9 protein-coding genes are annotated in these 9,113 nt (G+C 47.0%); 1 reads left to right on the top strand and 8 read right to left on the bottom strand.

Translation table 11 applies throughout. From position 1 onward, the window contains the following. Window positions 1-30 precede the first annotated feature (30 nt). The 8 genes from ruvX to metK form a co-directional block, all read right to left on the bottom strand. Complete coding sequence (ruvX, locus tag KIV40_RS08835) at window positions 31-456, bottom strand: Holliday junction resolvase RuvX (protein ID WP_005425820.1); 426 nt, start codon at window positions 454-456, stop codon at window positions 31-33. 47 nt (window positions 457-503) lie between these two features. Continuing rightward, complete coding sequence (locus KIV40_RS08830) at window positions 504-1,067, bottom strand: YqgE/AlgH family protein (protein ID WP_285348734.1); 564 nt, start codon at window positions 1,065-1,067, stop codon at window positions 504-506. A 128-nt stretch (window positions 1,068-1,195) separates the two neighbouring features. Continuing rightward, a complete protein-coding gene (gshB, locus tag KIV40_RS08825) occupies window positions 1,196-2,146 on the bottom strand; it encodes a glutathione synthase (protein ID WP_005425823.1) in 951 nt (316 codons plus the stop codon). Between the two features lie 14 nt (window positions 2,147-2,160). Next, complete coding sequence (gene rsmE, locus KIV40_RS08820) at window positions 2,161-2,892, bottom strand: 16S rRNA (uracil(1498)-N(3))-methyltransferase (RefSeq protein ID WP_285348732.1); 732 nt, start codon at window positions 2,890-2,892, stop codon at window positions 2,161-2,163. A 146-nt stretch (window positions 2,893-3,038) separates the two neighbouring features. Further along, on the bottom strand, window positions 3,039-3,734 hold the full coding sequence (gene endA, locus KIV40_RS08815; protein ID WP_285348731.1) for a deoxyribonuclease I: 696 nt from the start codon (window positions 3,732-3,734) through the stop codon (window positions 3,039-3,041). 150 nt (window positions 3,735-3,884) lie between these two features. Continuing rightward, complete coding sequence (locus KIV40_RS08810) at window positions 3,885-4,382, bottom strand: SprT family zinc-dependent metalloprotease (RefSeq protein WP_012128940.1); 498 nt, start codon at window positions 4,380-4,382, stop codon at window positions 3,885-3,887. A gap of 67 nt (window positions 4,383-4,449) precedes the next feature. After that, window positions 4,450-5,247, bottom strand: coding sequence for a DUF2189 domain-containing protein (locus KIV40_RS08805; protein ID WP_285348730.1), 798 nt, complete (start codon window positions 5,245-5,247; stop codon window positions 4,450-4,452). A gap of 281 nt (window positions 5,248-5,528) precedes the next feature. Further along, complete coding sequence (gene metK, locus KIV40_RS08800; RefSeq protein WP_005425833.1) at window positions 5,529-6,683, bottom strand: methionine adenosyltransferase; 1,155 nt, start codon at window positions 6,681-6,683, stop codon at window positions 5,529-5,531. A 367-nt stretch (window positions 6,684-7,050) separates the two neighbouring features. Here metK and tkt point away from each other — a divergent pair, with 367 nt between their 5' ends. Beyond that, the gene (tkt, locus tag KIV40_RS08795; protein WP_041853275.1) at window positions 7,051-9,060 is read left to right on the top strand and encodes a transketolase; all 2,010 of its coding nucleotides are present in this window, start codon (window positions 7,051-7,053) and stop codon (window positions 9,058-9,060) included. Window positions 9,061-9,113: the final 53 nt, after the last annotated feature.

Raw genomic sequence — 9,113 nt, 5'->3', positions numbered from 1 at the left:
GGCCTCCTCCTACTCGATTGCCTGAAATGTCTACTCACCCCAAAGGCTTTCAAACCAGCTCTCAAGGATTACTACCGCGGATTGGCAGTCGATATTGCCTTTTGATAGTGCCTTGTAGCCACCCATACTGAACAGTTCTGCACGTGCTTCTGCCGTTGATAGGCGTTCATCATGCAATTCAACAGGTAAACCGTAACGACCATGCAGACGGTTGGCGAACTTCTTCGCTCGCGGCGTGATGGTCTCTAGGTCTTTACCATGTAAGTCTGTCGGCAAACCCACCACTAGTAGGTCTGGTTGCCACTCTTTAATTTGCTTTTCGATATCATCCCAGTTTGGAATGCCGTCATTCGCTTTGAATGCTTTTAGCGGTGAGGCTGTGCCTGTGACTTCTTGCCCGATGGCACTACCAATGCTCTTGGTGCCGAAATCGAAGGCCATGATTGTACGTGACATAAGGAGTCTCGAATCTAAATAAATGAAAGTAGTGGTTGTGTACGCCTTTAAGCGTGGCCAGCATCCGCGGACAGTTGACTCGGATCGATGCCAAGCTTCTCGACTGCTTTTTTCCAGCGATCGATAATCGGTGTATCGAAAATGATCTCTGGTGTTGCTTCGATCGTCAGCCAAGAGTTCTCAGCCAGCTCGGTTTCTAATTGACCCGCACTCCAGCCTGAATATCCCAGTGCTACTAAATAATCACTTGGTTCAGCCTCTGTCCCCAGTACTGACAAGATGTCTTTAGACGTAGTTACCGTCAGTTCGTCGGTCATTTGAATGCTTGATTTGTAGTAGTCTTTTGGTTTGTGCAGGATAAAACCACGATCTTCAGAAACAGGACCGCCGTTGTATACCGGTCTATCCAAGCTTGCTTCAAACAGGCGAGGGTGCACAGGTTGCACTTCGACTTGATTGAGCATGCTGCCTACCGTGATGTCGACAGGTGCGTTGATCATCAACCCCATAGCGCCTTCTTCGTTATGTTCACAGACGTAGATAACGCTATTCTGGAAGTAGGGATCTTTCATTCCCGGCATGGCAACTAAGAAATGGTTTGTGAGGTTCATTCTCATCTCGACCTTATAAGGCTATCAAAATACTTAAGCAAACATCATGCTTTTACCCTTACGGGTATGTGCATGAGTTTGTTTAAGTTAATCCACAACGCTCTTTATTAACTGTAATACAGTTTGAGTTATTCGCCTTTCACTCGGCGCTCAATCGCGTCCATTAGCTTGCCTGTGATAGAAATATCAAAAGCTGCTTCGATTTCACGAATACAAGTAGGGCTGGTTACGTTGATTTCCGTTAGCTTGTCGCCAATCACGTCAAGACCCACAAAGATAAGACCTTTTTCTTTTAGTGTTGGTGCGACTGCTTGAGCGATCTTCATATCAGTTTCACTTAGTGGACGAGCTTCACCCGTGCCGCCAGCCGCTAGGTTGCCACGCGTTTCACCTTTTGCTGGGATACGAGCAAGGCAGTAAGGCATTGGCTCACCATCAACTACTAGGATGCGCTTGTCACCGTTGCTAATGTCTGGCACGAAGGTTTGCGCCATTGCGTAGTTTTGGCCGTGGTTCGTCAATGTCTCGATGATTACCGATACGTTTGGATCGTTCTCTTTCACGCGGAAGATAGATGCGCCGCCCATACCATCAAGTGGCTTTAGGATCACATCGCCATGCTCTTCACGGAAAGCTTTAATCTTTTCTGCTTTACGTGTCACGATAGTAGTTGGCGTTAGTTCTGGGAACCAAGCGGTGAACAGTTTCTCGTTACAGTCGCGTAGGCTTTGTGGCTTGTTCACGATCAGTGCGCCTTGCTCTTCAGCACGCTCAAGGATGTAAGTTGCGTAGATGTACTCAGTGTCGAACGGAGGATCTTTACGCATTAGCACTGCATCAAGCTCAGACAGTTCGATAGTCTGCTCTGATTTGAATTCGTACCAGCCGTTTGGATCTTCTTTAAGCTCAACCACTTTAGTGTCTGCGATTGCTTTACCTTGGTCTAGGTGCAGATCGTTCATTTCCATGTAGTGGATTTCGTAGCCGCGGCGTTGCGCTTCAAGCATCATGGCAAAGCTAGAGTCTTTTTTGATGTTAATGGACGAGATTGGGTCCATTACGATACCGAGTTTGATCATTATTTTTCTCCGTTTTAACCAAGATCGCCGAAACGAACTTGTAAAGCTGTAATTGCTGTCAGAGCCGCTGTTTCGGTGCGCAAAACGCGAGGACCGAGTAGCGTCTCTTCAAATTGGTATTCGCGAGTCATGTCGATTTCGTCAGAGGATAGACCGCCTTCAGGGCCGATCAATAGACGAACTTTTTCAACAGGTGTTGGCAGGGTGTTGATCGAGTATTTAGCGCGTGGATGAAGGTTTAGTTTCAAGCCGTCGTACTCTTCTTGGCACCACTCTTCTAGGCTCATGATAGGGCGAATTTCAGGTACTACGTTGCGACCACACTGTTCACATGCACTGATCGCAATCTTTTGCCACTGAGCCAGTTTCTTCTCAAAACGTTTTTGGTCTAGTTTCACCCCACAACGTTCAGAGATCAGCGGTGTAATCGTATTAACGCCAAGTTCCACCGATTTTTGGGTGGTGAATTCCATCTTGTCGCCACGCGAAATAACCTGACCAAGATGAAGATCAAGTGGTGACTCAATGTCGCTCTCTACGCGTTCAGAGATCTCAACCATCACATTCTTTTTGCTGACTTCGCTGATGACTGCTGGGAATTCTGCACCGCTGCCGTCAAACAGTAGGACTTCTTGCCCTTCTTTCATGCGCAGCACGCGACCAATATGGCCGGCTGCATCGTCGCTCAGAGCAATGACGCCAAGTTGTTGAATGGTTTCTGGATGATAAATTCGAGGGATACGCATAGTGTTTCGATTTCCTGCATACGCGAGTGTTTAGACACTAACATGGATGCTTTCCACCGAAAAAACAAGGGGCAAGAGGCGTTTCCATTGCAGTAAATGATAACGCCTCAAACTACGAAGGTGTATCGCGGTAATCGCAGGAAGAATTACAGTGCGCGACAAGCCTCTTGAACGAATGGGTTGTGGTTGCCTTGAATTTTAGCAATGCGCTCATCACGCTCACATTCCCACTTGTCTACAGGGTAGGATTTGTTCCAAGCACTCATTAATTGAGTTTGTTGCTTAGACAGTTTGAAGCCGTACTCTTTACTCATGTAGAGGTAAGTACGTGCAATTGAACCACGCGCGCGATCGGGCGGCATGACTTTACGCCGCTTAAAGTTAACTTGCATTTCACAACGACCGTAGCTGACGCCGTCCATACCGTTCCACTGGCTGAAGTTGTAGTTCGAACGGTCACCGTTTACCTCACCAATTGCTGGAGTCAGGTTGTGGAGATCGGCTTCCATTGATTTGAAGACGTTGTCGTTTCTTGTGCAGTTTTTGCGCCCACCATTTTGCCAACATTGACGCTGGTGGCCGAATTGCCAAGCAGGGACAACGTGTTCCCATTCGATGCGCGATGCGCGTTTTTCTTGTTTACGAACTTGGTAGCCGCATGAAGCAAGGTCGGGTATGCCTTTCTTACCTTGCCATTTGATGTCACAACCACAGTAGAAGCTGGTTGGGTGATCGGCGTATATTTTTACCGCTTCACGCTTAGCCGCAGAGAAAGAGCTTGGAGGCGCAGCAATTGCCGCACTAGAAAGCGCAAGTAGGAATAAAGAGAACAGGTATTTCATGATTAAAGTCTTTATAAAGTATGACTTTATTCATTCTAACACGCACAAATGGGCTTTAGTGATGAGTAAATAAACAATAACGGGTAAAAAGAGAGACTTTGAGAGCGAATGTCTCTCTTTCTGGAATGAAAAAGTGGGAAATTTGGGGCTTTAGGAGAGCTGAGTGCCTGTAAAGCTCAGCGGTTGGCGGCATTTCTGGCATGAGTATACCGCTTCTTTACGAAGAACTTTGTTATGGCGACGAATGGACAACGGATAAGTCATACAACCACAACGGTATTCAAAGGTTTTACCTTGTACAGAGGCAACATCGAAACTGTGCGTTGTCTTAGCTGGAACTTTGAACACGGCTTCCATAACGCCTTGCCACTCTTTTCCGTGCGGGCGAACTCGACCGTAAACTTGATAAGCAATGAGATGCGCGACTTCGTGTGGGATAACTTCTTTGAGAAACGCTTGAGGGTTTTCTTTAAAGAGTTTTGGGTTCAAGCGAATTTCATTCAGCTGCAAATAGGCTTTGCCAGCGGCTTTGCCACGTACATTGAAAGTCAGAGATGGGATTGGAAAAGAACGTTTGAAGGCTTGTTCTGCCATCGCGATGCAATTTGCCATCACCTGTTTGGCTTTGTAGCTCAGTTCTATATCCACGATTTACCCCGTTTACCCAATAAAAAAGCCCCCGCGTTTGCGAGGGCTGGATCATAGCATCAGTTTTCTAGGGCGTGTGTTTTTTCTTAATCGTCGCGTGGTAAGCATGCCATGTACCGTACCCGAGGGTTGGCATGGTGAAGAGCATACCAATACCGTAAGTCGCAAAGCCGATTAAGATGCCGCCACAAATAATCGCAGCCCATACAATCATCGCTGGAATGTTGGATTTTACCGCGTTAAAGCTGGTGAAAACGGCGGTCATCATATCAACGCGGCGCTCCATCATCAGCGGGATAGAGAAAGCAGAAATGCTGAAGACCACGCAAGCCAAGACAAAACCAACGAGTGAACCAATAACTAAGAAAGGTAAGAATTCAGTCAGCGGAGCACCTTGTACAGAAGGGTATAGAGCATGAAGCAGTGCAGCAATTCGCATCCAGAAAATCATACACACTGCGAGCAATACGGCGAATGCCCATTGAGAGGTCGAGTTACGCCCAATGGCTTTCATTGAGTGGAACAAGCTTGGTTTGTGCCCACGCTCTCTTTCCCAGCTTGCGTCATATAAGCCAAGTGCTAGAAATGGACCGATTAGCATGTAAACAATCAAGCTCGGCATTACGACAAGGTGCGTGCCTTGCCATTGAACCAGAAGCACGATACCAATCGCAGCGGCCATGAAGCAGATGCCGTAAAAGGCACTAATAATTGGCATGCGAACGAAGTCATGCAGACCCAGTGCGAGCCAATGAAATGGTGCAGAAAGATTCACAGTGTTGCATGGAATGGTTCTGGCGTATTCGTTATCTGGGACTTCCTTTCGTTTATTTTGGAAGTCGGATGGATTCACGGTACGAGGCATAACTCCTCCTTGATTTAGTCCCGCGGTGGCACCTAGGCCATAAAAGATGTTCGGCTGACGTTTTTCATAACTCTTTTAGCCACGTGAGCCTGCATCATATTTCTTTACGTTATATGCATCGAAAAGTGGATTTAACATTATGTTAACTATTGGCGGAGATGAGGCAATTTACAAATAATTGCGGAATTTTTGTTCACAGAACAAATAAGGGAGAAGAGGAAGGGGAGAAACAAAAAGCCCCCGCCAGAGGCGAGGGCTTTATCGATTCTTGCGTGGATCGATTACTTGATGCCAGCGAAATCACGTAGAAGTTCAGCTTTATCAGTCGCTTCCCATGGGAATTCTTCGCGACCGAAGTGACCGTATGCTGCTGTCTGCTTGTAGATTGGTTGCAGCAGGTTAAGCATTTCTTGTAGCCCGTATGGACGTAGGTCGAAGAATTGACGAACTGCTTCAATGATGATGTCGTGTGATACTTTCTCAGTACCAAACGTTTCAACCATGATAGACGTTGGATCAGCAACACCGATTGCGTAAGAAAGTTGGATTTCACAACGGTCAGCCATGCCAGCTGCTACGATGTTTTTCGCTACATAACGTGCTGCGTAAGCTGCTGAGCGGTCTACTTTCGATGGATCTTTACCAGAGAATGCACCGCCACCGTGACGAGCTGCACCGCCGTAAGTATCTACGATGATTTTACGACCAGTTAGACCACAGTCACCCATTGGTCCACCGATAACAAAACGACCGGTTGGGTTGATGAAGAAGTTCGTGTCTTTAGTGATCCACTCTGAAGGCAATACTGGCTTGATGATCTCTTCCATTACTGCTTCACGTAGGTCAGGTGTTGTTACTGAATCGCAGTGCTGAGTTGAAAGAACAACAGCATCGATACCGACAATCTTACCTTGGTCGTATTGGAACGTTACTTGAGATTTCGCATCTGGGCGAAGGAAATCTAGTTTACCGCTCTTACGAACTTCAGCTTGTTTTTGAACAAGACGGTGAGAGTAAGTAATTGGAGCTGGCATTAGGATTTCAGTTTCGTTCGTTGCGTAACCAAACATGATGCCTTGGTCGCCCGCACCTTGCTCTTTAGGGTCTGCTTTATCAACACCTTGGTTGATGTCTGGAGATTGCTTACCGATGGTGTTTAGAACCGCACACGAGTTCGCATCAAAGCCCATATCAGAGTGAACGTAACCAATTTCACGAACAGTTTCACGAGTGATTTCTTCGATATCAACCCATGCAGAAGTCGTTACTTCGCCACCAACCATAACCATGCCGGTTTTAACGTAAGTCTCACAAGCAACACGTGCTTTTGGGTCTTGCTCAAGAATTGCATCAAGAACTGCGTCAGAGATTTGGTCTGCGATTTTATCTGGATGACCTTCTGATACCGACTCAGAAGTGAACAGGTGCTTAGCCATGATAGCTCCAATCTTAAGGTTTACTCATGGCTAACTAACGCAAGCTTGCCACGAAAAATACAATACAGTTTGTAGGTGTTTCTACATCTAGACGTCTATTTTAATTTCCCACGGTCGAATTACAAGCTCTTTTTCTATTTGAATTTGTCTAGCTTATTACCCAATCGTTTGCTTTTGATGGGGTGAATTTTTAATAAATTGTCCATTAAGTGCGAAAAGATTGAGTTAAAACCTCAAAAATGGTGAGTAAACGTTTGCAGTCGGATTTTGGCTTTGAGAGAATGTTGCCCGCACTTTTATACCCAGTACTCTTGGTTAATGTGCCCACATTCCTTTATCAATTCGCTTAATGCACTCAGGAGCAGACATGTCTTCTCGTAACGTTCTTTCAAACAAAGAGCTCGCAAATGCAATCCGTGCTCTTAGCATGGATGGTGTTCAACAAGCTAACTCTGGCCACCCAGGCGCACCTATGGGTATGGCTGATATCGCTGAAGTTCTTTGGCGTTCTCACCTAAACCACAACCCAGCTAACCCAGAGTGGGCTGACCGCGACCGTTTCGTACTGTCTAACGGCCACGGCTCTATGCTGATTTACTCTCTACTGCACCTGAGCGGTTACGAGCTGTCTATCGACGATCTTAAGAACTTCCGTCAGCTTCACTCTAAGACTCCTGGTCACCCAGAGTACGGCTACGCACCTGGTATCGAGACAACAACGGGTCCTCTAGGTCAAGGCATCACTAACGCTGTTGGTATGGCGATGGCTGAGAAAGCACTTGCGGCTCAGTTCAACAAAGAAGGCCACGACATCGTTGACCACTTCACTTACGTGTTCATGGGTGATGGCTGTCTGATGGAAGGTATCTCTCACGAGGCATGTTCTCTTGCAGGTACACTAGGCCTTGGCAAACTTATCGCATTCTGGGATGACAACGGCATCTCTATCGACGGTCACGTTGAAGGCTGGTTCTCTGACGACACGCCTAAGCGTTTTGAATCTTACGGCTGGCACGTAATCCCTGCTGTAGATGGTCACGATTCTGAAGCGATCAATGCAGCAATCGAAGCGGCAAAAGCAGATCCACGCCCTACACTTATCTGTACTAAAACTATCATCGGTTTTGGTTCTCCAAACAAAGCTGGTTCTCACGACTGTCACGGTGCGCCACTAGGTGCGGAAGAAATCGCAGCAGCGCGTGAATTCCTAGGTTGGGAACACCCAGCATTTGAAATCCCTGCAGACGTATACGCTGAGTGGGATGCTAAAGCGGCAGGTTCTGAAAAAGAAGCGGCTTGGAATGCTAAGTTTGAAGCATACGCAGCGGCTTACCCAGCAGAAGCAGCAGAGCTTAAACGTCGTCTAAACGGCGAACTTCCAGCTGAGTGGGAAGAGAAAGCAAACCAAATCATTGCTGACCTTCAAGCAAACCCAGCGAACATCGCATCACGTAAAGCATCTCAAAACGCATTAGAAGCGTTTGGTCAAATGCTTCCAGAATTTATGGGCGGCTCTGCTGACCTAGCGCCTTCTAACCTAACCATGTGGTCTGGTTCTAAGTCTCTAGAAGCGAACGACTTCTCTGGTAACTACATCCACTACGGTGTACGTGAATTCGGTATGACAGCGATCATGAACGGTATCGCGCTACACGGCGGTTTTGTTCCTTACGGCGCAACATTCCTAATGTTCATGGAATACGCACGTAACGCTATGCGTATGGCTGCTCTGATGAAGATTCAGAACATCCAAGTTTACACGCACGACTCTATCGGTCTTGGCGAAGATGGTCCAACTCACCAACCAGTTGAGCAAATGGCATCTCTACGTCTGACTCCAAACATGAGCACATGGCGTCCATGTGACCAAGTTGAGTCTGCAGTAGCATGGAAACTAGCGATCGAACGTAAAGATGGCCCATCGGCGCTTATCTTCTCTCGTCAAAACCTAGCGCAACAAGAACGTACTGCTGAGCAAGTTGCAGACATCGCGAAAGGTGCTTACATCCTGAAAGACAGCGATGGCAAGCCTGAGCTAATCCTTATTGCGACAGGTTCTGAAGTTGAACTAGCAGTGAAAGCGGCTGAGCAACTAACCGCTGAAGGTAAGCAAGTACGCGTTGTTTCAATGCCATCAACAGATGCATTCGACAAGCAAGACGCGGCTTACCGTGAATCAGTACTGCCATCAGACGTAACGGCACGTATCGCTGTAGAAGCGGGCATTGCTGACTTCTGGTACAAGTACGTTGGCTTCGACGGTCGCATCATCGGTATGACAACATTCGGTGAATCTGCACCAGCTGACCAACTGTTCGAAATGTTTGGTTTCACTGTAGAAAACGTAGTGAACACAGCAAAAGAACTGCTAGCGTAAGCTTACGAAGATAAAAGAAAAACCGAGCGTTAATGCTAATGCCGTTCACTTAA

The sequence above is a fragment of the Vibrio sp. D173a genome (genome assembly GCF_030248475.1).
Note: the sequence above shows the minus strand (reverse complement) of the source record. Positions and strands in the feature narration are given on the sequence as shown.

Bases quoted from the DNA above. Each gene is read 5' to 3' on its own strand.
- KIV40_RS08830 (WP_285348734.1), bottom strand. From the start codon at position 1,067: ATGAACCTCACAAACCATTTCTTAGTTGCCATGCCGGGAATGAAAGAT.
- KIV40_RS08805 (WP_285348730.1), bottom strand. From the start codon at position 5,247: ATGCCTCGTACCGTGAATCCATCCGACTTCCAAAATAAACGAAAGGAA.
- tkt (WP_041853275.1), top strand. From the start codon at position 7,051: ATGTCTTCTCGTAACGTTCTTTCAAACAAAGAGCTCGCAAATGCAATC.
- ruvX (WP_005425820.1), bottom strand. From the start codon at position 456: ATGTCACGTACAATCATGGCCTTCGATTTCGGCACCAAGAGCATTGGT.
- rsmE (WP_285348732.1), bottom strand. From the start codon at position 2,892: ATGCGTATCCCTCGAATTTATCATCCAGAAACCATTCAACAACTTGGC.
- gshB (WP_005425823.1), bottom strand. From the start codon at position 2,146: ATGATCAAACTCGGTATCGTAATGGACCCAATCTCGTCCATTAACATC.
- metK (WP_005425833.1), bottom strand. From the start codon at position 6,683: ATGGCTAAGCACCTGTTCACTTCTGAGTCGGTATCAGAAGGTCATCCA.
- endA (WP_285348731.1), bottom strand. From the start codon at position 3,734: ATGAAATACCTGTTCTCTTTATTCCTACTTGCGCTTTCTAGTGCGGCA.